This window comes from Thalassospira sp. CH_XMU1448-2 (genome assembly GCF_037027285.1).
In the GTDB taxonomy this organism is placed as follows: domain Bacteria; phylum Pseudomonadota; class Alphaproteobacteria; order Rhodospirillales; family Thalassospiraceae; genus Thalassospira; species Thalassospira profundimaris_C.
Map to the genome: position 1 here is coordinate 159447 of NZ_JAYMEA010000006.1, position 20812 is coordinate 180258.

Sequence of the window (20812 nt, forward strand, 5' to 3'; positions counted from 1 at the left end):
CTCCCTAGCCTGCATGCGGTCCGTTGAACTCGGCGGCCATCTGATGAAGCTCATGCCACAGGCTGACCGCAAAGCTTCGCAGCACCATGATTTCAAAGCAATCACCATCGGTCCGCGTGATCATCGCCCCGATATGCCCGATCTGGGTCATCGCCGATGCGCCGACCGCAAAGACACCCTCGGCAAGATCAATCATCGCCCCCTTTGCCAGAACATCGCGCACCTGCGGGCCGGAAATCATGATCCGTACGCGCCCGTGGGTCTGATCCGAAATCGCATATTCACCGGGTATCTGGCCGCTGATTTCGGCAAAGCGGTCCTGGGATACATCACAATCCCCGACCCAGAACCATTGCCCCGGCGATGGCGACCGAAGTGTCGCGCCAAGTTCCGGTGCAATATCTGAAATCAGCTTGGTCAGATGCGCCGCATCTGCATTGGCATTGCCCTTACCCAAAACATGAAAGACAAATCCCCTGGCAATCGGTGCGATATGCACCGCTGCATGGCCGTTGGCATCGGCCTTGGCCGGGAACGGCGAGACATTATTAAGCAAAAAATCACGCATGGAGCTTCTCATTCTCTGGATCGACAAAGGCCGGATTGCAAATGACACCGGTGATGCTGGCCCCGGCAAGCCCGTTCCAGATCACGACTTCCTCGCCATATCGTTCAGGCCCGCCCTTTACCAAGGCAAGACCAATGGCATGACCAAGGCTTGGCGAATAACACATCGACGTCACATAGCCCTGATCATTGGCAAGGCTGACCGCATCCCCGATTTTCAGGATATGCGATCCGGTCGCGAATTGATCGCTTGGGGATTTCGGCTTGACCCCGACCAGTGCAGGGCGCATCGGATCAACAAGACCTTCGCGCAGGTTCATCACCCGGCCGATGAAATCATCCTTCTTGGCTGAAACCATCCGCCCCATGCCCAGATCGGCTGGCGTGACCGTGCCGTTGATTTCGGCATGGGTGACATGGCCCTTTTCAATCCGCATCACGCCAAGTGCCTCGGTACCATAAGGCGCGATACCGAATGCCTCGCCCGCCACCATGATGGCATCGGCAACGCTTTCGCCATATCCGGCCGGAACCGCGATTTCATAGGCAAGCTCGCCCGAGAACGAAATACGGAACAACCGGCCCCTAAGCCGCCCACCAAACATCGACACTTCACGCGCCGCAAGGAACGGGAATGCCTCGTTGGAAATGTCGTCATCAATGATTTGCGCCAGAACATCACGCGCCTTTGGTCCGGCAACCGCCATCTGCGCCCACTGATCGGTGGCAGAAGCCAAACGCACATCAAGGTCGGGCCACAACACCTGCGCACAAAACTCAAGATGGGTCAGAACACCGGCGGCAAGGGCGGTTGTCGTGGTCATGAAGTAATGATTTTCGGCCAAACAACTCGTCGTGCCATCATCATACACAAAGCCATCCTCGCGCAGCATGATGCCATAGCGCGCCTTGCCGACCGGCAATTTCAGGAACGCATTGCAATAAACCCGGTTCAGGAATTCTGCCGCATCTGCGCCAAAAATCTCGATCTTGCCAAGGGTCGAAACATCACAAATACCGACATTTTCGCGCACATTAAGGACTTCACGATCCACACTGTCGCGCCAGAATGTCTCGCCGTCTTTCGGGAACCAGCTCGATCTGTACCAAAGCCCGGTTTCAACAAATTTTGCCCCGTTGCGCTCAGCCCAGCCATGCAGCGGCGATTTGCGCACCGGCTGGAATTCAAACCCCTTGGACGCACCAACAAGCGCACCAAAAGACACCGGCGTATAGAACGGCCGGAATGTGGTGGTGCCGATGTCGCCGGGCGTAACCCCCTTGTTTTGCGCAAGGATGCCAATCGCATTCACATTCGATGTCTTGCCCTGATCGGTCGCCATACCGTTTGTCGTGTAACGCTTGGCAAGCTCGACATGATCATATCCCTCGCGCATCGCAAGATTGATATCACCCGCCGTCACATCGTTCTGGTAATCGACAAATGCCTTGCCCTTGCTTGATGGTACGGACCAGATCGCCATCGTATTGGGCACGCTGGTCGTAACGTCTTTCACCCCGGCAAGACGGGCTGGTTCCGCACCAAACCCAAGCCCGTCCAGAACCGGCAGCACGGCCTTTGCCCCGGCATCGAAACAGGCGACAACACCTTCACACCCCGCCACCGCACCGGCGGGCACCATGCCGTCGCACTGTTCCGGTGGCATGAAACCGGCATACTCATCCGACCAGACCGGCTTTGCCCCGCGATGACAGGCCAGATGAACAATCGGGCTATAGCCCCCCGAAACTGCGAGCGCATCCACCGCAATCACCTCGTCGCGACCATCGTCATGACGGACCGTAATGGCCTTGATCGCACGGCGCCCGGCAGTATCACGAACCATGGCCCCGGCAATCAGCCGCGCCTTGCCATTAAAATCAATATCCGGGCAACTGCGCGGATCAATGATCGCGGCAACCTCGATCCCGCGCGCTTCAAGATCAATTGCGGTCTGATAGGCCTGATTGTTATTGGCAAAAAGCGCCACCCGTTTGCCCGGCGCAACACCAAAGGCATTCAGGTATGTGCGCATCGCACCTGCCGTCATCACGCCGGGGCGATCATTACCGCCAAACACAATCGGGCGTTCTTCTGCCCCGGTCGCCAGAATGACCTGCCTGGCAACAATACGCCAAAGCCGTTCCATCGCCCGATCCGGGTTGATCGCCGCCTCAGACAGATGCTTTTGCACGCGTTCGACCGCGGCAAAGACCTGATCATCATAGGCACCGAAAACGGTGGTGCGTTTCCTGATCTCGACATTGGGCAGGGCATGAAGCTCGCCGACAATATCGGCCAGAACCGCATCGGCTGCTTTATCCCCGATCAAACCGCCCTCGGCCAGCATCCCGCCGCCAAGCTGAGCACCCTCATCGGCAATGATCACACGTGCCCCGGCCCGACCGGCCGTAAGGGCGGCGGCAAGTCCGGCAGCCCCGGCACCGATGACCAGCACATCGCAATGGGCCCAGCATTTCTCGTAATAACCGGGATCGGGATCATAGCTTGCCCGACCAAGACCGGCGGCCTTGCGAATAAGCGGCTCATACACTTTTTCCCAAAATGCCGCAGGCCACATGAATGTCTTGTAATAGAACCCCGCCCCCAAAAGCGGCCCCAAAAGACCATTCATCGCGCCGATATCAAAATTCACATTCGGCCAGCAATTCTGTGATCTGGCTTCCAGCCCGTCAAACAGTTCGGCCATGGTCGCACGCGTATTGGGATCACGTCGTCCGTCACGCCCGATGGTCAAAAGCGCGTTGGGTTCTGCCGCCCCGGCCGTCAGAATGCCACGCGGACGATGATATTTGAAACTGCGCCCGACCAGCTGTTTGCCATTGGCAAGCAGCGCGGACGCAACCGTATCGCCGCCAAAGCCAGCAAGCTTTTCACCATTAAATGTAAAGCTGCGCACATCATCACGGTCAATCAGGGTGCCGCCATCAATCCGGAAACTGGTCATGCCTGCCCCTCCGCCTTCAGGGTACTGGCATCAACCACGTCGCCGGTTTCATGGGTCACGGTGTTTCGATCCAGAACCAGCCAGCGACGGCATCCGCCGGAATGGTGCCAGTATTCCCGATGCTGGCCGCGCGGATTGTCGCGCAGATAGACATGATCAAACCAGGTGCTTTCATCGGCACCGGCTTGCGGTCGCGGGGTTGCGACTTCACCACGGATGGTAAATTCCTCACGGGGGCGAAGGCCGCAATGGGGACATTTGACAAGACTGCTCATTTCCAAATTCCTTTTGCGACAATCAGTGCAGGTTGGCCTGGGCACCGACGCCCTTTTCATCAAGCAGATATCCGCGCGCAAACCGGTCCATGCGGAATGCGGTTGCGGTTTCATGCGGCGTGTCCGTTGCCAGCAAATGGGCATAGCAATATCCCGATGCCGGGGTTGCCTTGAACCCGCCATAGCACCAGCCACCATTGAAATAGAGATTGGAAAGATGGGTACGATCCATGATCGGGGATCCATCCATGCTCATATCCATGATCCCGCCCCAGCTGCGCAGGATGCGCACCCGCGACAGGGCCGGGATCATCGCCATTCCGGCCTCGGCCACATGTTCGACACAGGCAAGGTTCCCGCGCTGGGCATAGGAATTATAGCCTTCGATATCGCCGCCAAATACCAGCCCACCCTTATCAGACTGCGACACATAAAAATGCCCGGCCCCGAATGTGACGACAGTATCGATAAACGGCTTCAGCCCCTCGGACACAAAGGCCTGAAGCGCGTGACTTTCAATGGGAAGGCGCATATCGACCATCCGCGCCACATGACTTGAACTGCCTGCCACCGCCATGGCGAGCTTGTTGCATTTGATCGCCCCGCGCGTGGTCTGAACACCGGTGATCTGATCGCCATCGCGGTCAATCGCGGTAACTTCGCAATTCTGGATGATATCGACACCGTTCTGATCGGCGCCGCGCGCAAAACCCCATGCCACCGCATCATGGCGCACCGTGCCACCACGGGCCTGCATCAGCCCGCCCATGATCGGAAAGCGCGCATTTTCATAATCCAGAAATGGCAGCTTTTCACGCAGCTGGTCACGGTTAAGAAGCTCGGCATCGACCCCGTGCAGGCGCATGGCATTGCCGCGCCGGGTATAGGCATCTCGCTGAGCATCGGAATGATACAGATTGATCACCCCGCGCTGGGACACCATGGCATTGAAGTTGAAATCCTGTTCCAGCCCTTCCCACAGCTTCATCGAGAATTCGTAAAACGGGTTGTTGCCTTCAAGCAGGTAGTTCGACCGGATGATTGTGGTATTGCGCCCGATATTGCCTGATCCGAGATACCCTTTTTCAAGGACCGCCACATTACGCACGCCAAACACCTTTGACAGGTAATAGGCCGTTGCCAATCCATGTCCGCCACCCCCGATGATGATCACATCATAATGGGGTTTGGGATCAGGATTACGCCATGCGGGCTTCCAGTTCTTGTTCTTGGAAAAAGCATTGCCAAGCAATGACAGGGCTGAATAACGCATCTTTGATCTTTCGCTGTTGCCCGCTTCGGGTACCAGCTGATCTTGACATAGGCGTAATTTGCGGCTTGTCTAAAAAGGACATCTAATAACAAATTTGGGACATTCATTCAGATGCCCCGAAATGCAGGATCAGAGGCGCAAGATGACGTCCGCACACAAACCCGGAACCCGCCAGACATCGACCAGCCCGTCTGCTGCCCTGATCCATTCCGGCCCCTCTGCCTTTCCGGCCCCGCAACATATCGGCTTTTTCCTGCTGCCTGATTATGCCCTGATGTCCTATGCCTCGGCGATTGAACCCTTGCGCGCGGCAAATCTTCTGGCCGGGCGACCGGTTTACAAGGTCCTGAACTATTCAGCCACAGGCGGGAATGTGTTTTCATCATCGGGGACGATGGTGCCAACCACCCCGCTGTCACAGGCCCCGACAAGCCTGCACAGTCTGTTTGTCTGTGCGGGCGGCCATCCGTCCCAGTGGCAGGCACCGGGCATGTTGCCGGGATTGCGCAGGCTTGCACGATGGGGCGTTCGGATGGGCGGCATTTCAAGCGGGGCCTATATCCTCGCCGCGGCCGGACTGCTGGGACAACGGCAATTCACCATCCACTGGGAACATGCCCCGGCTTTGATCGAAGCATTCCCCGACCTTGAACCGATGCGCGCACGCTTTGTCATTGATGGTGACCGGATCACGTGTGGCGGCGGGGTGGCACCGCTTGATATGATGCATGCGATGATTGCTGAACATCTGGGATCGGATTTCGCCACCCGCGTGTCGGACTGGTATCTGCATACCCAGGTCGGTGTTTCCAGCGGGTCACAGCGCGCATCTCTTGCCGAACGCTACAACGTTCATCATGCCGGGTTGCTTCGGGTTCTCGAAAAAATGGAAACCACCATCGAAGATCCGAAATCCCGCGAAGAAATGGCACGCTTTGCCCGGCTTTCCACCCGCCAGCTTGACCGCCTGTTTGACCAGCATCTGGGAAAATCGTTCCTTGAAACCTATCGGCAGGTACGTCTTGACCATGCCAATCGGCTCCTGACCCAAAGCGCACTGACCATTTCCGAGATTGCCTTTGCCACCGGATTTTCCAATAGCAGCCACTTCTCGCGCAGCTACAAGGCAACCTACGGTATCACACCAAGCGTCGCACGCGGCGACTAGGCAAAGCTTCCTCCACCTCCCCCGACAGGACAAAGCATCCAACCAAGGGGTGCATTCCACAAACAGAGATTTCGACAGAATCGGCACGATTCAACGAGTCTGCATATTTGATATGCATCGATTCTTATCGACTATTTTTTCATCAACACGCTTATATCTAGACGTATAATACTATTAATTTATTGATTTTATTGTATTTTTTGCATCGCACAATAAAAAACACATTTGAACTTGTTCACTATGGGGAATTGATTTTTAATAAAAGGAATGTCCATCGGGGGGCATTTTGTGATGGAGAGACTAAAATGGAACAATCCGTACCGGAGTTGATGGCAAGGCTTGATAGCCTTGAGGCATCACTCAGCATGGCAACGACCATCAATTCCGAAGTTTTCTATTGGTGGTGTACAGCACTGATGCTGGCCATCCATGCAGGCTTCCTTGCTTATGAAATGGGTGCGTCGCGCGCAAAGAACGCGCTGGCATCGGGCATGAAAAACCTGATCGCATTCGCATTCCTTATTCCGGCCTTCTATTATATCGGCTGGTGGATTTATCTTGCGTTCCCAACCGGCTTTACCATCTCTGACGGATCAGAGGCAGGTCTGCCCTGGAGCGCGAATATGGGCCCGAACCTGACCGATAACGCATCGGGCATCTTCTATGCGGCCTTCACCCTGTTCGCAGCAACCACCGCCTCGATCATGTCGGGTTCGGTGATCGAACGTATCCGTATTTCCGGCTTTACCATCCTTGCCCTTTTCCTTGGCTCCGTTGTCTGGGTATTTGGTGCATCCTGGGGCTGGCATCCGGATGGCTGGCTCACCACCGAGTGGGGCCTTCACGATGTCGGCGCAGCTGGTGCCGTTCACACCATTGCCGGTTTCTTCACCCTTGGTGTTCTGATCAACCTTGGCCCGCGTATCGGTCGCTTCAATGCTGATGGCTCGGTCAACAATATCGACGGCCACAACATGCCGATGTCGCTGATCGGCCTGATGCTGATCGTTATGGGCTTCTTCGGCTTCCTTGGCGGCTGCATCATCTATACCGGCGACACGTGGATGACCATTTACAACACCCCGGCAACCCTGTCGGCATTCGCATTCAACACCCTGATGGGCGTTGCTGGCGGTATGATCGGTGCGTATCTGGTAACCCGCGATCCGTTCTGGATGATGTCTGGTGCCCTGATCGGCGTTATCTCGTCGGCTCCGGCACTTGATCTTTACTATCCGGGTCTTGCCTTCCTGATCAGCTTCGGCGGCGGTTGCATCATGCCGAAACTCAACGACATCCTGGTCGGCAAATTCAAGATCGATGATGCCGTTGGCGCAGTCGCTGTTCATGGCTTTGGCGGTGTATGGGGTCTGATCATGGCAGGCGTGTTCGCATCGGGTTATCCGAACGTTGCCGGTCCGGAGATCTCCTTTGTCGGCCAGCTTTCAAGTGCTGTCGTCTTCATGATCCTCGGTTTCGCACCGGGCTATGTCCTGTCCCTGATCCTCAAGGTTGTCGGCCTGCTTCGCGTTACCGACAAAGCTGAACTTGCAGGTCTCGACAAGGCAGAAGTCCCGGTCAGCGCATATCCGGAAAGCACTGTTCCGGCTGCATTCACCAACGATCCTGCTTCGCCGACCCCGGCTGAGTAATCTCGTTACCGGTTTTTCAAGACAAGGAAACTGAAAATGAACACAGCTCCGATTACCAGCTGGGAAGGTGCAGAGGCCTATTTCACCTTTGCCGACAAACCGGCCCTTCTTGTGCTGTTTACGCTGATTGGTATTGGCGTATGCGTCTGGACCATCGCATCGATGGCCAGCCATGAGAACAAAGCTTACAAAGACATGTAATCTTTGGGACTGACGGGATGTATTGCCAGCCTGCCCTGAACCCAAACGGCAATCCATCCCTTCAAGAACACGGCGAAAGGCCAGCGTCAAAACTGGCCTTTCGGTCTTTCTTCTGATGATCACACCGGACAGATCATCACCGTGCACAGACACTCGCATCTCCTGCCCGGTTGACCTGACAATCAACCGCACACAGCGACCAGATTGGCCTGTGCCCGCATAGATCATTCACCGCAGAGGCCACAATGATCGACCTTTCCCAGTCCCTTTCTGATCCTCATGCCGTGCGCGCCGCCCGCCCCAGCCGTATTATCAATGCTGGCCGAACCGCCATGGCACGCAACACCGAACGCTATGAAATTCCCGGTCGGGGCGCGGCCCTTATTGCGCTGCGCGAAGGCGATCAGCTGACCCTGACCAATAGCGAAGGCATGCAGACGGTTGAACTGATTGGTCTTGATCCGTCGGGCGGGTCACTGCCATCGATCTTTGAACATCTGCCGCATGGCAAGCCCCGCGGCCTGATTGACCTTTTATCCGATCCCTATGACACAAGCCTTGTGCGCTTTGCCCAGACACTTAAACGTCGCGATGTCACCCTTGAAAACTGTCTTGCGCTGCGCGTTTTTGGCAATGCCAGCCCGGCGGGCGACCGGATCGACCTGACGGTGCAATTTGATGGCTTTGTGATTATCGCCACCCCGGCACCGGTCATGCAGATTGATGCCCATAATACCGCAAGTCCGGTAAGCGTTGCGATCACACGCGCCCATCATCACGACACCTACAGCTTTGCCCTGCCCGATCCGCTGGCTGATCCGGTCCTTGATCTGCGCGTCAATGCGGCAACCGCACGCGCCTATGAAATCAAGGCTGGCGACTATATCCAGATTCTCGATGTCGACGGGCGGCAATGCACCGATTTTCAGTGCTTTGATGCCCGCAAGCTGGATCGTGGCATTCAAAACCCGCTTGACGTCACCACCACCCGCACCCTGATGGGCCACGCCTATCCCATGCCCGGCCTTCATGCCAAATATTATGATCAGGATATGGACCCGCTGGTCGAGGTCATTCAGGACACCTGCGGGCGACATGACGCCTTTGCCATGGCCTGTGCCGCCAAATATTACGATGATATCGGCTATCCGGGACATGTGAACTGCACGGATAACTTCAACGGGGCGCTTGCCGCACACGGGGTTGATCCGCGTGCTGGCTGGATGGCGATCAATTTCTTTTTCAATACCGGGATTGATGATCACGGCGTGATGTATGCCGATCAGCCATGGTCGCGTCCGGGCGATTATGTACTTTTGCGCGCCATGACCGATCTTGTTTGCGTGTCTTCGGCCTGCCCGGATGACACCACGGCGGCCAATGGCTGGAAACCGACCGATATTCACATCCGCGCCTATGACAGCGCGGAAAAGTTCACCCATGCCGTTGCCTGGCGACCGACTGCAGAGGCCGAAGCAAAAATGACCAAGGAAACTGCCTTTCACCCGCGTTTTGCCGAACTGACCCGCAACTTCGTCGAATATAAGGGCTTCTGGCTGGCGCATGAATATACCGGCTTTGGCATGATCGAAGAATATTACGCCTGCCGGGAAAAGGCCGTCGTGATCGACCTTTCGGCCCTTCGTAAATTCGAAATCACCGGCCCCGATAGCGAAACCCTGATGCAGCATTGTCTGACCCGTAATATCAAAAAGCTCGGCATCGGTCAGGTTGTCTATTCCGCCATGTGCTATCCCCATGGCGGGATGATGGATGACGGCACATTGCTGCGTCTGGGGCAGGACAATTTCCGCTGGATCTGCGGGGATGATTATAGCGGTGTCTGGCTGCGCGAACAGGCAACCGAACTGGGGCTTCAGGTCCTGATCCGGTCCTCGACCGATCAGATGCACAATATCGCCGTTCAGGGCCCCAAAAGCCGCGATATCCTGCGCGAGGTGATCTGGACACCACCCCATCAGCCCAAACTTGATGAAGTCGGCTGGTTCAAATTCACTATTGGCCGGATCGGTGATGCCAAGGGCGCACCGGTTGTCGTGTCGCGCACCGGCTATACCGGTGAACTGGGCTACGAAGTCTGGTGCCATCCCAAGGATGCCATCACGGTCTTTGATGCGATCTGGGAAGCAGGCGAACCCCATGGCCTGACCCCGATGGGGCTTGCGGCCCTTGATATGGTGCGCATCGAAGCAGGCCTGATCTTTGCCAATTACGAATTTTCCGATCAGACCGACCCGTTCGAAGCCGGGATCGGCTTTACGGTGCCGCTGAAATCCAAGGAAGATGACTTTATCGGCCGCGATGCCCTGATCCGGCGCAAGGAACATCCGTCCCACAAACTGGTCGGGATCGAGATTGATGGCAATGTCGCAGCCAGCCACGGCGATTGCATCCATATCGGGCGCGCCCAGATCGGGGTGATCACCAGCGCCATGCGATCCCCCATATTGGGCAAAAACATCGCCCTTGCCCGGATCGACATCGCCCATGCCGATATCGGCACCGAGGTCGAAATTGGCAAACTTGACGGTCACATGATGCGTCTTCCGGCCAAAATCACCGCCTTCCCGCATTACGACCCGGAAAAAACCAAGCCACGCTCGTAATGTGAGCAACCCTCACCTTTAGCGCAAACCATCCAAAGCACGCCCGACCTTCCCGTCAGGCGTGCTTTTTACTTCATGCTCCCCATCCATTTCCACGCAGCAAAAGGCATCTGGCCCGGTTTTGCTCCGGTCTTGCTCCGCCGCTGCTTCGGGCCTGCTCGGTCCAGCTCTGACCGTATCTGATCCAGCTCCTACCCAGATCTGCCCCTACTCTGACACTGCTCTGACACTGCCCGATCCAGCGCTGCCCCTGCCTGACCCTGCTCCGCCCCTGCCCGATACTGCCCACTGCTCCGCGTCCGCCCGATCCCACGCCGGGATGCCTCTGGCATCGTGCCTCCACAAAGGCAATCCTCATACAAAAATAACCCCGCGACATGCGCGGGGGTGACTGCGAGTTTGCTCTGCCAAGAGAAGGCCGTGCGATTATGAGTTTCTATCTAATAATAAGCGTTATTCTGCAGCGCTGCTTTTTAATCCGGTCTGCAAATAGGCTTCCAGACTGTCATCAAGTTCATCGAGCCAGGGCGTATGATGGGCCGGGGACATATTGCCGGTCATCAGCGATCGGTATGACTTGTTGCGATAGCCCATAATGTCATGGGCCTTGTCATGCTCCCATTCCTCGAAGGTCTTGTTGACCCCTTCGATATCGAACATCGGATAGTCTGTCATTTCAATGAGATGGGCGGTGTAATCGCCCTGGAACCAGATCATGTCATGATCGTCTTTCAGACCCTCTTCACGATCCCGCCAAGCCTGACTATCGGCCTTCATTTCGTCCTTTGACGGCAGATCAAGACGGCCCATGATGACATCACGGGCATACCATGCCTGTGCATCAAACATGTTGAAGGTATAGAACTGGTCCTGCATGCCCAGATACATCAGCCTGGGGTTTTCTTCCCACACCACCCCGTTATAAAGACCCAATGGCCACAAACGGTTAGCGGTTTTCAAACGCAGATCATCGGTCAGGAACGGGAAGTGATGCTGATAGCCGGTACACAGGATGATCGCATCGACATCACGCGATGATCCGTCCTTGAACCAGGCTGTGTTGCCCTCGACCTTGGTCAGAAGCGGTACTTCCGCCCAGTTATCGGGCCAGTCAAAGCCGATCGGATTGGTGCGGTGACTGACAGTGACCGATTTGCAGCCATATTTATAGCATTGCGATCCGATATCCTCGGCCGAATAGGATGTGCCGATGATCAGGATATCCTTGTCCTTGAATTCAAGGGCATCGCGGAAATCATGGGCATGAAGCACGCGCCCGCCAAAGGTCTCAAAGCCCGGGAATTCCGGCACATTTGGTGTCGAGAAATGCCCGTTTGCCACGATCACATAGTCAAATTCCTCGGTCGAAACCACATCATTTTTCAGATCGTGCGCGGTCACCAAAAACGTTTGGCTTTCTTCATCGAACTCGACACTGCGCACCGGGGTTCTAAACCGCACCCACGGGCGCACATTGGCCTTTTCCACCCGGCCCTTGATATAGTCCCAGATCACCGCACGCGGCGGATAGGATGCAATCGGTTTGCCGAAATGTTCCTCGAAGGTGTAATCGGCAAATTCAAGGCATTCCTTGGGCCCGTTTGACCACAGATAGCGATACATCGACCCGTGGATCGGCTCGCCATATTCATCAAGACCGGTACGCCATGTGTAGTTCCACAAACCACCCCAGTCTTCCTGACGTTCAAAACAGACGATTTCGGGGATTTCGGCCCCTTTGGCTGCTACTGACTGGAATGCACGCATTTGCGCCATGCCCGACGGGCCGGCTCCGATGATCGCAACACGAAGTGTCATTGCCTTTGATCCCCTTATAAACCATTTTCCTTGTCCTCCCTTCGGCTGTTTTTTGTGCCGTTTTTCGTGCCTTTAGGCTTAGTCGGGGAAAATCCCCGGCGATGTCGGCGCACCGTCGTCAAATTGCGAAAGCCACTCGACCAGCATCGGGTGATAGCGCGACAAACCCTTGTATTCGACCAGTTCCGGACGCAGATCACGCATCACACGATGCAGGCGACGGCCCCATTTCGGCTGGGTGACGACTTCGTTCATCGCCATCAGATAGGTACGGATCGGAAACAGGATCGCGTTCGAACGCGGCAACCGCCAGAAGGTCTGAAGTTCGACCCGAAGATGGACCTTTTCCCCGATATTTTCAGGCGTCACCGTGGTGCGATCCGGGCCCCATTTCGGGTAGTTTTCCGGGCTGGTATCGAGCCTGGGATTAACCGTCAGCGTCCAGTTCAGACGTCGGGACGGTTGGCCTTGCGGCAGGGAAAGCAGGAATTTCAGGGCACGCTGAAACACGCCAAGTTCATGGGCCAGCGGCACAGGTGCATGCCATTCAAAAAAGTTCATGCCGATATCAAAATCAAGCGACCAGTCGGCTTGTGCGGTAATGATCCCGGCATCAAGCCACAGATTGCCATCGCGCTGATCCAGAATGGCGTGATCGCCCTGCACCTGACGACCTATATATTCCATCGGATGGCATGGCAGGGTCGAACTGTCACCAAAGATAAAGCTGTCATCAATCTGAAGCGGCTTGTTGATCCAGTGCCAGCGATCCCCGTCAATGGTCAGCTCGAACAGATCGGGATAGTCGCGCGCCTTGGACACCATCACCAGTTCGACAAAATCCCAACCGGCTGTTTCCATATGCGGCAGGGCCTGACAACGTCCGGGATCCTCGGCCAGAACCAATGCCCGATCCTTCATTTCCGCCACATAATGTTCGTCCACATCGAAGGCATTTTCAAACGGGCTTCCGACCCGTGTGGCGTGATGCGGTTCCACATTGGTGGAATACATATAGACGTCTTCCGGGAACGGGAACGGAAAGCGCGGAATGTTACCCGGACTGTTGGCATAGGTGAAATCGTTGCGGAATGTCTCGTTTCTGAACTGGATGGTCATGTTGCCAATCCCCCTTACAGATCAAGCTCAAGGCGTTCACCGCGAAAACGCGAAACGCAGGGCATGATGAATTGCTTGGATGCACGCTGTTCGTCGTCAAGCCAATGGTCGTTATGGGCAATATCGCCTTCACAACTGACGACCTTTGTTTCGCACTGACCGCACGCCCCGCCACGACACAGGCAATTGACCGGGGTCCCGGATGCCTCGATGGCTTCAAGCAGGCTTTGTTCCGGCCCGACCGTGATATCAATTCCGGCCTTTGCCAGATGGACCGTGAATGCCTGTCCGACGGGCGGAGAAAGGAAATGTTCGAAATGGATGTGGGCAGCAGGCCAGCCAAGACCGGTTGCGGTTTGCACCACGGCTTCGATCATGCCCCTGGGTCCGCAAACATAGACATGGGTGCCAAGCGGCTGATCAGATAAAAGGCCCACCAGATCGGGGCCACCGCCCGCATCATCACAATAGCAACGGACATTATCGCCAAAGCGATCCTGCAGGCTGTCCATATAGGCCGCCTGCGAGGCGCTGCGTGCGGCGTAATGCAGTTCGAACGGCACCCCAAGCTCGGTCGCCTGCGTCATCTGGGCAATGAACGGCGTGATGCCGATACCACCGGCAATCATCAGATGTTTTTTGGCCCGCAGATCAAGCGCAAACAGGTTTACCGGGGGCGAGATTTTCATCTTCATCCCGGCTTTGACCTTTTCATGCATGAATTTTGAACCACCGCGCCCCTCATCATCCCGCCGGACCGAGATGGCATATTGGCCGCGTTCAAAGGGCGAGCTCATCAGCGAATAGGCATTTTTGCGCCTGGTCGGACCATCAAGCATTTCAACAACGATATGCGCCCCGCCCGAAAAGGCCGGAAGTTCGTTGCCGTCGATATGCTTGAATTCAAAGCGTTTGATGATCGAATTGACTTCGACAACCTTTGAAACCACCACCGGGATCAGATGATCGGATGCACTCATTTGAACATCTCCCTGATTTCGATGTCTTCGGTCGGGTCTTCGGCATTGATGCAAACGCCCTGAAAGGCAGCAAGGCGACGTGAATAATGATCGCGCACCAAAAGCAGCAGGTCACAAGACGGGCATTTTACCGGCTGGGTGGTGACTTTTTCGATCATGGTTTTGCAGTGAACGCATTGAACCCGCCGGGCCAGACTGCCGCGATGCTCACACTGGACCGCACTATGATCCAGACCGCATTCCTCGGCCACAGCCACAGCCTTGCCAATCAGGGTTTCCGTCCCGGCAAGGTAAAGCTGACTGCCCATTCTGGCATCGGACAACCAGTCACCAAGCCTGGCAACGGCATCATCAATGGTCGGGAAATGTTCGAACCGTTTTGCACCCAATGCATAAAGGGCGGTGATCAGTGCATTTTCACCGGGCGTTGGCACATAAAGAATATGTACCTTTTCCATGAAGTCCCTGGGGGCGGCTTCGGCCACACGAATAACGCATTCTGCGCCCGATGCATCGGCAACGAAATAATGTGCAAGGCCTGGCGCGATGGCCAAAGTGCCATAGGTCGGGCGGGAAAGAATGCTTTCTTCTATCAAACTCTCAGACATGGTAGCGGGGTCCCGTTCTGTCAGAAGCCAAAGGATCGGCTTGGCGATCCGGGGGCCTCTGACGGCCCCCGGCGCGGCGCATCAACCCTTGGCAGTTCTTTTGGACTTGGTCGGATCATCGAACGGCATGGTATGGGCCATGCCACCCAGCATGCCGTCGGCACCAGCGATTTCCAGACGCACGCCCTGTTCGGCACACTCAACGGCCAGTCGGGCAATTGCCATGGTCTGATCCTTAAGCGGGCTATACATCGCACAGGTCACAACGCCGACCTTCTCGCCGTCCCTGAAGACAGCAGCCCCCTCGGCCGGGACTTCCTTGCCATCAAACAGGATGCCGAAAATCTTGAATCGTTCCTTGCCCTTCAGACGGTAATGTTCCTCAGCCCCGCGGAAACCGGTCTTGCCGGGACTGACCGTGAAATCAAGGCCAAGCTCCCAAAGGGTGTCACCCGGTCCTTCGTTTTCGAACGGATACATCTGCGAGTTATCATAAGGGTAAAACAGCAGGTAGCTTTCAACACGCAGCATATCAAGCGTGGTAAAGCGGGTCGGAATGATGCCCATATCAGCACCCTCGGCAACGATACGGTCCCAGATCATTCCGGCATCCTGTCCGCGACAGAAAATCTCGTAACCGCGTTCACCGGTATAGCCGGTGCGCGAAATCATTACCGGTGCACCAAACAGCTGGGTTTGCATGTGATGAAAATAGGGAAGATCGCGAATGCCCGGCACATATTCGGCCAGATAATCCACCGCAAGCGGCCCCTGCAATGACAGGTCATGCAGATTGTCATCAAAGCGCACCGATACATCGCGTCCCATGGCCGCACGGGTCAGTTCTTCGTGGCCGGTGCCCGACCCATGAACCACCATCCATGAATTCGGCCCCATGCGGTAAATCACGCAATCATCGGTAAATTTGCCCTGATCATTGAGCATGCAGGCATAGACCGACTTGCCGGGATAGATTTTTTCGACATTGCGCGTGGTGGCGTAGTCAATGACATGCGATGCATGGGGACCGGTGATGTGAACCTTTTTCAGGCCCGAAACATCCATGATTCCGGCCTTGGTACGGATGGCGATATATTCCTCGTCCCAATCCTTGTCATAGGTCCATGCCGTTCCCATTCCGCTCCAGTCTTCAAGATTGGAACCGAGCGCCCGGTGACGGTCGGCAAGTGCGGAAAATCTCCAGCTTGCAGTCATTGTGATGGCCTCCTGATTTTGATCGCCCTTTCGCGCAATCAGCGCGCAATTATTGGCTTTTTATGTTCTCCATTCTGGCGGCAAGTTGTTCGCGAACGCAATAATTATTTTTCATCTAGTTAAATATTTATTCCTCAAGTGCTATTTTCTGCGGCATCGCAATAATTTATTTGCCCTGCGGGAAACCTGCGAAGTCGGAAAATGATTTTCCCTGTAGTTGATAAATCTTTCCTGGCAGTTTAAATGAATCAGCAAGGCATGATTGTCGTTCGACAGCACAATTCGTTGCAACGCAATGGCCAAAAATAAAAGACAGCCGCAAAGGCGGTCCGACAGGAAACGATCAGGAAATGCACCGGCCCGCCTGACTGCGGCCCCGGTGGCGAAGGAAGCCGCCACGATGGCAGATACGAATTCGAAGACGCCGAAACACAGCAATTCAAATAGCGAGCAAGGACACAGCATGGACTCCATGAACAAACCGGCCGCCCTCACCCAGGACCCGCATGCTCTTCGTGAGCCGAAGGAGAACAATCTGGAAATCGCGATCGGGCATGAAGTTCGCGCCTTGCGCAAGAAACTTGGCATCACCATCGCCGATCTGGCATCGGCAACCGGCATCTCGATGGGGATGCTGTCAAAGATTGAAAATGGTGTGACATCGCCGTCGCTGACATCGCTTCAGGCGCTGGCAAGTGCGCTGGGCGTGCCGCTGACCGATTTCTTCCGCCGCTATGAGGAACCGCGCAATGCGGTGTTTGTCAAATCGGGCGAAGGCATTGCCATTGAACGGCGCGGCACGCGCGCGGGCCATGAATATAACCTGCTTGGGCATATTGATAACAATACCAGCGGTGTTGTGGTCGAACCCTATTTGCTGACACTGACCGAGGAGTCGAGCAGCTTCCCCGCCTTCCAGCATGAAGGCATGGAATTCATCTATATGCTTGAGGGTGAAGTGCGTTATCGCCACGGGGACCAGCTTTATTACATGCAAGCCGGTGACAGCCTGTTTTTTGACGCAGATGCACGCCACGGACCGGAAGAACTTCTGTCATTTCCAATCCGTTACCTGTCGATCATCTGCTATCCCGCACGGGCGTAAACTTTCTTCACGGTGAAGAATATAATTCACCCTGATGAAATTTTTATTCTTAAGAGTTGATTCCGCAATCGCGAGCAGTTAGTCTCCATTCCAGCAACAGAATGGAGACTGTCCTGCCATGTGCGGCATTGTTGGTTTATTCCTTAAAGATAAAAGTCTGGAACCGCAGCTCGGCACTTTGCTGTCGGAAATGCTGGTGACCATGACCGATCGCGGCCCTGATAGTGCGGGGATCGCCATTTATGGTGCAGATCAGAACAATCTGGCCAAACTCACAATTCAGTCCCCGGACCCTGAAACCGACTTCGCCGGTCTGACCGATGAATTGCGCGCAGCCGGGATTTCAAATGCATCCATCCTGCCCAAAAGCACGCATGCGGTCATCACGGTTGCCGCCGACCAGATCGATGCCACCCGCAAGGCGCTTGGCGAATTGCGCCCGAATGTCCGGGTGATGGGCACGGGCAGTGTCATGGAAATCTATAAGGAAGTCGGCCTTCCCAAGGATGTGCTCGAACGGTTCAAGATTTCCGACATGTCGGGCACGCACGGCATTGGCCATACCCGTATGGCAACCGAAAGTGCGGTGACCACCCTTGGCGCGCATCCGTTTTCGACCGGACTGGACCAGTGCCTTGTCCATAACGGGTCGCTTTCCAACCACAACAACCTGCGCCGTGAACTGTCCCATCAGGGCATTCACATGGAAACCGAAAACGATTCCGAGGTTGCCGCAGCCTATCTGACCGGTGAAATGGCCAAGGGCAAGAACCTTGGCGAAGCACTGACCAGCGCGCTTGATGACCTTGACGGGTTTTTCACCTTTGTCGTTGGCACCAAGTCGGGCTTTGGCGTGGTACGCGATCCGATTGCCTGCAAGCCCGCCGTGATGGCCGAAACCGATGCCTATGTCGCGTTCGGGTCGGAATATCGCGCGCTTGTGAACCTGCCTGGCATCGAGGATGCCCGGGTTTGGGAACCGGAACCGGCCACGGTTTATTTCTGGGAACACTGATTATCAAGAACCCTGTCGGGTGCAGCGATAGCGCGCCCCGACCCGACCGCCCGATTGGTGCGGTCGCTTAAGGAAGGAACACACATGCCAGTGTTTGATCTTGCAACCACCGAACTGCGCGCGCTGAATGCGTCACTTCATGCGCTTGATAAAAATGGTGAGAACGCGGAATTCGAAGTCATCAATCCGCGTGGCGCCCATGCGGTTGCTGTCGGGATTGATGCCCCGGTCGATGTCCATATCAAGGGCAGTGTCGGCTATTACTGTGCGGGCATGAATGAAACCGCCAATATCACGGTCCACGGCCATGCCGGTCCGGGTGTGGCGGAAAACATGATGTCCGGCAAGGTCGTGATCAAGGGCGATGCCAGCCAGTATGCCGGGGCAACCGCCCATGGGGGCTTGCTGGTGATCGAAGGCAATGCCTCGTCACGGTGCGGCATCTCGATGAAAGGCATCGACATCGTGGTCAAAGGCAATATCGGCCATATGTCGGCCTTCATGGCGCAATCGGGCAATCTTGTTGTTCTTGGCGATGCCGGGGACGCGCTGGGTGATTCACTTTATGAGGCGCGGCTTTTCGTGCGCGGCAAGGTCAAATCGCTGGGTGCTGACTGCATCAAAAAGGACATGCGCCCCGAACATATCGAGCTTCTGGGCAAGCTTCTGTCCGATGCGGGCATTACCGATGTGAAACCCGAAGAGTTCACGCGATATGGCTCTGCCCGCCAGCTTTACAACTTCAATATCGACAATGCCGACGCTTATTGACGCGCAGCGCTGAAACATCGTTTCAGCCCAGAAACAGGATCAGACCATGAGCCACAAACATCCCGTTACCACGCCGCGCAAATCGGCAACCTTTGATGATTACACCCTTTCGGAAATCCGTCGTGCGGCTGCCACGGGCATCTATGACATTCGCGGAAGCGGCACCAAACGCAAGGTCCCGCATTTTGACGACCTTCTGTTCCTTGGTGCATCGATGTCGCGTTATCCGCTCGAAGGATATCGCGAGAAATGCGAAACCTCGGTCACGCTCGGCACACGCTTTGCCAAGAAACCGATTGAGCTGAAAATTCCGATTACCATCGCGGGGATGAGTTTTGGCTCTCTTTCCGGTCCGGCCAAAGAGGCACTTGGACGCGGGGCCACCCTTGCGGGCACGTCGACCACAACGGGCGATGGCGGCATGACCGAAGAAGAACGCGGTCATTCCGAAACCCTTGTATATCAGTATCTGCCGTCACGTTACGGCATGAACCCGCGCGATTTGAAACGCGCCGATGCGATTGAAATCGTCATTGGTCAGGGTGCAAAGCCGGGCGGCGGCGGCATGTTGCTGGGTCAGAAAATCTCGGATCGTGTCGCCCATATGCGCAACCTGCCCAAGGGCATTGACCAGCGTTCCGCCTGCCGTCATCCGGACTGGACCGGCCCGGATGATCTTGAGATTAAAATTCAGGAACTGCGCGAGATTACCGACTGGGAAAAGCCGATCTTTATCAAGGTTGGCGGGGCACGCCCCTATTACGATGTTGCCCTTGCGGTCAAGGCCGGTGCCGATGTCATCGTACTTGACGGGATGCAGGGCGGCACGGCCGCAACCCAGGAAGTGTTTATTGAACATGTCGGTCAGCCGACCCTTGCCTGCATCCGCCCGGCGGTAAAAGCGTTGCAAGACATGGGAATGCATCGCAAAGTACAACTGATCGTATCTGGCGGCATTCGCAATGGCGCAGACGTGGCAAAGGCATTGGCCCTTGGCGCGGACGCTGTTTCCATCGGCACCGCCGCACTGGTCGCCATCGGGGACAATGACCCCAAATGGGAAGAAGACTATAACGCGCTTGGTACCACTGCCGGTGCGTATGACGATTGGCATGAAGGCCGTGATCCCGCAGGCATCACGACCCAGGATGCCGACCTGATGAAACGGGTTGACCCGATTGCCGCCGGTCGGCGTCTGGCCAACTACCTGAAGGTCATGACACTTGAAGCGCAAACAATTGCGCGCGCCTGCGGCAAAAATCATGTGCACAACCTCGAACCCGAGGATCTGTGCGCACTGAATATCGAAGCGGCGGCCATGGCCGGTGTACCGCTTGCCGGGACCAGTTGGATTCCCGGTCAGGGAGGATTCTAGAACATTAACGCACCACCGGAACCGGTGTGCCTTTTGGCACGCCGGGATAACCGTTGGCACTGCATAAAATTCGT

General features: G+C 55.8%; 18 protein-coding genes. 8 read left to right on the forward strand and 10 right to left on the reverse strand.

Going from position 1 to position 20812, the window contains the following annotated elements:
* Positions 1-4 precede the first annotated feature (4 nt).
* The 4 genes from WA318_RS18740 to WA318_RS18755 are packed head-to-tail and all read right to left on the reverse strand — an operon-like array spanning position 5 to position 5084.
* Positions 5-568: a sarcosine oxidase subunit gamma gene (locus tag WA318_RS18740; RefSeq protein WP_336083596.1), complete on the reverse strand. Its 564-nt coding sequence runs from the start codon at positions 566-568 to the stop codon at positions 5-7.
* Positions 561-3536: a sarcosine oxidase subunit alpha family protein gene (locus tag WA318_RS18745; protein ID WP_336083598.1), complete on the reverse strand. Its 2976-nt coding sequence runs from the start codon at positions 3534-3536 to the stop codon at positions 561-563. Before WA318_RS18745 ends, WA318_RS18740 begins: the two co-directional genes overlap by 8 nt.
* A complete protein-coding gene (locus WA318_RS18750; protein WP_336083600.1) occupies positions 3533-3811 on the reverse strand; it encodes a sarcosine oxidase subunit delta in 279 nt (92 codons plus the stop codon). The genes WA318_RS18745 and WA318_RS18750 overlap by 4 nt, the downstream gene beginning before the upstream one ends.
* A gap of 22 nt (positions 3812-3833) precedes the next feature.
* Positions 3834-5084, reverse strand: coding sequence for a sarcosine oxidase subunit beta family protein (locus tag WA318_RS18755; RefSeq protein WP_336083602.1), 1251 nt, complete (start codon positions 5082-5084; stop codon positions 3834-3836).
* Positions 5085-5226: 142 nt separating this feature from the next.
* Here WA318_RS18755 and WA318_RS18760 point away from each other — a divergent pair, with 142 nt between their 5' ends.
* The 4 genes from WA318_RS18760 to WA318_RS18775 all read left to right on the forward strand — a co-directional run bounded on the left by WA318_RS18760 (position 5227) and on the right by WA318_RS18775 (position 10732).
* Positions 5227-6252, forward strand: a complete 1026-nt coding sequence (locus WA318_RS18760; protein WP_336083604.1) for a GlxA family transcriptional regulator — start codon at positions 5227-5229, stop codon at positions 6250-6252.
* Positions 6253-6557: 305 nt separating this feature from the next.
* Positions 6558-7904, forward strand: a complete 1347-nt coding sequence (locus WA318_RS18765) for an ammonium transporter (RefSeq protein ID WP_336083606.1) — start codon at positions 6558-6560, stop codon at positions 7902-7904.
* Between the two features lie 36 nt (positions 7905-7940).
* Entirely contained in the window at positions 7941-8105 is a 165-nt protein-coding gene (locus WA318_RS18770; protein ID WP_181850417.1) for a hypothetical protein, read from the forward strand.
* 245 nt (positions 8106-8350) lie between these two features.
* A complete protein-coding gene (locus WA318_RS18775; RefSeq protein WP_336083608.1) occupies positions 8351-10732 on the forward strand; it encodes a DUF1989 domain-containing protein in 2382 nt (793 codons plus the stop codon).
* 453 nt (positions 10733-11185) lie between these two features.
* On the opposite strand, the gene WA318_RS18780 is transcribed toward WA318_RS18775, so the two are convergent.
* The 6 genes from WA318_RS18780 to WA318_RS18805 all read right to left on the reverse strand — a co-directional run bounded on the left by WA318_RS18780 (position 11186) and on the right by WA318_RS18805 (position 16946).
* The gene (locus tag WA318_RS18780) at positions 11186-12550 is read right to left on the reverse strand and encodes an NAD(P)/FAD-dependent oxidoreductase (protein WP_336083610.1); all 1365 of its coding nucleotides are present in this window, start codon (positions 12548-12550) and stop codon (positions 11186-11188) included.
* 78 nt (positions 12551-12628) lie between these two features.
* Positions 12629-13669, reverse strand: a complete 1041-nt coding sequence (locus WA318_RS18785; protein WP_336083613.1) for a heme-dependent oxidative N-demethylase family protein — start codon at positions 13667-13669, stop codon at positions 12629-12631.
* Positions 13670-13683: 14 nt separating this feature from the next.
* Positions 13684-14649 (reverse strand): PDR/VanB family oxidoreductase, encoded by a 966-nt coding sequence (locus WA318_RS18790; RefSeq protein WP_336083615.1) that lies wholly within the window; start codon positions 14647-14649, stop codon positions 13684-13686.
* Positions 14646-15257: a dimethylamine monooxygenase subunit DmmA family protein gene (locus WA318_RS18795; RefSeq protein WP_336083617.1), complete on the reverse strand. Its 612-nt coding sequence runs from the start codon at positions 15255-15257 to the stop codon at positions 14646-14648. The genes WA318_RS18790 and WA318_RS18795 overlap by 4 nt, the downstream gene beginning before the upstream one ends.
* Before the next feature lie 81 nt (positions 15258-15338).
* Positions 15339-16472: an aminomethyltransferase family protein gene (locus WA318_RS18800; protein ID WP_114099927.1), complete on the reverse strand. Its 1134-nt coding sequence runs from the start codon at positions 16470-16472 to the stop codon at positions 15339-15341.
* Between the two features lie 141 nt (positions 16473-16613).
* Entirely contained in the window at positions 16614-16946 is a 333-nt protein-coding gene (locus WA318_RS18805) for a hypothetical protein (RefSeq protein ID WP_336083620.1), read from the reverse strand.
* Here WA318_RS18805 and WA318_RS18810 point away from each other — a divergent pair.
* The 4 genes from WA318_RS18810 (at position 16936) to WA318_RS18825 (ending at position 20738) form a co-directional block, all read left to right on the forward strand.
* Positions 16936-17577 carry a helix-turn-helix domain-containing protein gene (locus WA318_RS18810; RefSeq protein ID WP_114099984.1) on the forward strand — a complete coding sequence of 214 codons (642 nt, stop codon included), beginning with the start codon at positions 16936-16938 and terminating at the stop codon, positions 17575-17577. The genes WA318_RS18805 and WA318_RS18810 overlap by 11 nt on opposite strands.
* A gap of 118 nt (positions 17578-17695) precedes the next feature.
* The gene (locus WA318_RS18815; protein WP_336083624.1) at positions 17696-18592 is read left to right on the forward strand and encodes a class II glutamine amidotransferase; all 897 of its coding nucleotides are present in this window, start codon (positions 17696-17698) and stop codon (positions 18590-18592) included.
* An 84-nt stretch (positions 18593-18676) separates the two neighbouring features.
* The gene (locus WA318_RS18820; RefSeq protein ID WP_114099929.1) at positions 18677-19363 is read left to right on the forward strand and encodes a GXGXG domain-containing protein; all 687 of its coding nucleotides are present in this window, start codon (positions 18677-18679) and stop codon (positions 19361-19363) included.
* 46 nt (positions 19364-19409) lie between these two features.
* Entirely contained in the window at positions 19410-20738 is a 1329-nt protein-coding gene (locus WA318_RS18825; RefSeq protein WP_114099930.1) for an FMN-binding glutamate synthase family protein, read from the forward strand.
* Positions 20739-20812 lie beyond the last annotated feature (74 nt).

What these genes read in the sequence shown, in the direction of transcription:
- WA318_RS18765 (WP_336083606.1), top strand. Translation starts at nt 6,558, where the DNA reads ATGGAACAATCCGTACCGGAGTTGATGGCAAGGCTTGATAGCCTTGAG.
- WA318_RS18795 (WP_336083617.1), bottom strand. Translation starts at nt 15,257, where the DNA reads ATGTCTGAGAGTTTGATAGAAGAAAGCATTCTTTCCCGCCCGACCTAT.
- WA318_RS18760 (WP_336083604.1), top strand. Translation starts at nt 5,227, where the DNA reads ATGACGTCCGCACACAAACCCGGAACCCGCCAGACATCGACCAGCCCG.
- WA318_RS18745 (WP_336083598.1), bottom strand. Translation starts at nt 3,536, where the DNA reads ATGACCAGTTTCCGGATTGATGGCGGCACCCTGATTGACCGTGATGAT.
- WA318_RS18800 (WP_114099927.1), bottom strand. Translation starts at nt 16,472, where the DNA reads ATGACTGCAAGCTGGAGATTTTCCGCACTTGCCGACCGTCACCGGGCG.
- WA318_RS18750 (WP_336083600.1), bottom strand. Translation starts at nt 3,811, where the DNA reads ATGAGCAGTCTTGTCAAATGTCCCCATTGCGGCCTTCGCCCCCGTGAG.
- WA318_RS18825 (WP_114099930.1), top strand. Translation starts at nt 19,410, where the DNA reads ATGAGCCACAAACATCCCGTTACCACGCCGCGCAAATCGGCAACCTTT.
- WA318_RS18780 (WP_336083610.1), bottom strand. Translation starts at nt 12,550, where the DNA reads ATGACACTTCGTGTTGCGATCATCGGAGCCGGCCCGTCGGGCATGGCG.
- WA318_RS18770 (WP_181850417.1), top strand. Translation starts at nt 7,941, where the DNA reads ATGAACACAGCTCCGATTACCAGCTGGGAAGGTGCAGAGGCCTATTTC.
- WA318_RS18820 (WP_114099929.1), top strand. Translation starts at nt 18,677, where the DNA reads ATGCCAGTGTTTGATCTTGCAACCACCGAACTGCGCGCGCTGAATGCG.
- WA318_RS18755 (WP_336083602.1), bottom strand. Translation starts at nt 5,084, where the DNA reads ATGCGTTATTCAGCCCTGTCATTGCTTGGCAATGCTTTTTCCAAGAAC.
- WA318_RS18805 (WP_336083620.1), bottom strand. Translation starts at nt 16,946, where the DNA reads ATGGAGTCCATGCTGTGTCCTTGCTCGCTATTTGAATTGCTGTGTTTC.
- WA318_RS18815 (WP_336083624.1), top strand. Translation starts at nt 17,696, where the DNA reads ATGTGCGGCATTGTTGGTTTATTCCTTAAAGATAAAAGTCTGGAACCG.
- WA318_RS18790 (WP_336083615.1), bottom strand. Translation starts at nt 14,649, where the DNA reads ATGAGTGCATCCGATCATCTGATCCCGGTGGTGGTTTCAAAGGTTGTC.
- WA318_RS18810 (WP_114099984.1), top strand. Translation starts at nt 16,936, where the DNA reads ATGGACTCCATGAACAAACCGGCCGCCCTCACCCAGGACCCGCATGCT.
- WA318_RS18785 (WP_336083613.1), bottom strand. Translation starts at nt 13,669, where the DNA reads ATGACCATCCAGTTCAGAAACGAGACATTCCGCAACGATTTCACCTAT.
- WA318_RS18740 (WP_336083596.1), bottom strand. Translation starts at nt 568, where the DNA reads ATGCGTGATTTTTTGCTTAATAATGTCTCGCCGTTCCCGGCCAAGGCC.
- WA318_RS18775 (WP_336083608.1), top strand. Translation starts at nt 8,351, where the DNA reads ATGATCGACCTTTCCCAGTCCCTTTCTGATCCTCATGCCGTGCGCGCC.